The organism is Streptosporangium sp. NPDC050855, assembly GCF_044456585.1.
GTDB lineage: Bacteria > Actinomycetota > Actinomycetes > Streptosporangiales > Streptosporangiaceae > Streptosporangium > Streptosporangium longisporum.
The window spans coordinates 1-1,120 of sequence record NZ_JBITFY010000067.1 but is presented as its reverse complement, the minus strand read 5'-3'; the positions used below and the strand labels follow the sequence as shown (position 1 = coordinate 1,120).

The following is a 1,120-nucleotide window of genomic DNA, read 5'->3' as shown; positions in this document are numbered from 1 at the left end:
AGTGAGTGTTTGATCTAAGGAGACGGTGAATCGCCCGATCCATCCGATAGCCCGCACGCCTGGCTTGTGCGCTTTGGATGGATTCCGAAACGGAAGTCTTCGAGGAACAGGCCACCAAGGGCCGGTCTCGTCCAGGAAAATCCTGTCTCATCCCAAGACGCGGCGCCCTGTCCTTACCCGCCGGTGAGGGATACCCATCGAGGTCTGGGCGGCTGATGTGCCGCACGGTACGCCGGAGGCATGGCCGAGCAGCGACCGTACCCCAGCGACCTGTCCGACGCCCGCTGGGCGCTCATCGAACCCGTGCTGAGCACCTGGCGCGCCGACCGCAGAGGCAGAGGTCTGGACATCGGCCGCCCCTGCGAGCACGATCTGCGCGCCATCATGAACGCCATCCTCTACATCGACCGCACCGGCATCCCCTGGCGCTACCTGCCGCACGAGTACCCGCCCTGGCAAAGCGTCTACGGCTACTTCGCCCACTGGCAGAGCGACGGCGTCTTCACCCAGCTCAGCGGCCTGCTGCGGCGCCTGGCCCGGGCCGCGCAAGGCCGCGATCCCGAACCGACCGCCTGCGTCATCGACGCCCAAAGCGTCAAGACCTCGGCCAACGTGCCCGCCACCGGCCAGGGCTACGACGCGGGCAAGAAGATCGCCGGCCGCAAACGCAGCATCGTCACCGACACCCTCGGCCTGCTGATCGCGGTCATGGTCACCGCCGCCAACTTCTCCGACGGCGCCGCCGGCCTGCCCCTGCTGGCCCAGGTCGCCGCAGACCATCCGACGATCACCAAGGCCTGGGCCGACAGCGCCTACCGCACCACGGTCATCGAAGGCGGCGCCGCACTGGGCATCGATGTCGAAGTCATCCGCCGCGACCCCGCCACCAGGGGATTCACCGCCCTGCCCCGACGCTGGGTCGTCGAACGCACCCTGGGCTGGCTGATGTTCCACCGCCGCCTGGCCCGTGACTACGAGGCGCTGCCCGCTCGCTCCGAAGCCATGATCCACATCGCCATGATCGATCTCATGACCCGCCGCCTCACCCGCGAAAACACCCCAACCTGGAGAGACACCTGAAACCACAATCAGACAGAACCCATGGGATCAAACACCCACT

1 protein-coding gene is annotated in these 1,120 nt (G+C 67.0%); it reads left to right on the top strand.

Annotated features, from left to right (window positions below):
* Positions 1–240: 240 nt before the first annotated feature.
* A complete protein-coding gene (locus tag ACIBCT_RS40520) occupies positions 241–1,080 on the top strand; it encodes an IS5 family transposase (protein WP_399197371.1) in 840 nt (279 codons plus the stop codon).
* Positions 1,081–1,120 lie beyond the last annotated feature (40 nt).

Coding starts and splice junctions, on each gene's coding strand:
- ACIBCT_RS40520 (WP_399197371.1), top strand. CDS start 241: ATGGCCGAGCAGCGACCGTACCCCAGCGACCTGTCCGACGCCCGCTGG.